Genomic DNA, 425 nt, shown 5'->3' with positions numbered 1-425 from the left:
GGCAAGTCGATGACCGCGAAGGCGGTCCTGGGCCTGCTACCCGACGGGGCGCGCGCCCGCGGCTCGATCCGGCTCGGCGGCGAGGAGGTGGTGGGCGCCGACGAGCAGACGCTGGCCCGACTGCGCGGCACCCGGGCCGCCATGGTGTTCCAGGAGCCGCAGACCGCGCTGAACCCGGTGCAGACGGTGGGATGGCAGCTCGCGCAGGCGTTCCGGGCGCACGGCAGGACAGGCCGCGCCGCCGCCAGGGCCCGTGCGGTCGAGTTGCTGCGGCTGGTCGAGATCCCGGAACCCGAGCGGCGGGTGGACTGGTACCCGCACCAGCTCTCCGGCGGGCAGAAACAGCGGGTGGTGATCGCGCTCGCACTCTCGGGCGAGCCGGACCTGCTGATTGCGGACGAGCCGACCACCGCGCTSGACGTGAC

General features: G+C 74.3%; 1 protein-coding gene. It reads left to right on the top strand.

The features are described from left to right. Positions 1-425 (top strand): ATP-binding cassette domain-containing protein (locus AC1DYG_RS19990; protein WP_477641585.1); only part of this gene is annotated, 425 nt, incomplete at both ends.

This window comes from Pedococcus sp. P1_H8, from assembly GCF_056405175.1.
This window is presented reverse-complemented; position numbering and strand designations above follow the sequence as displayed.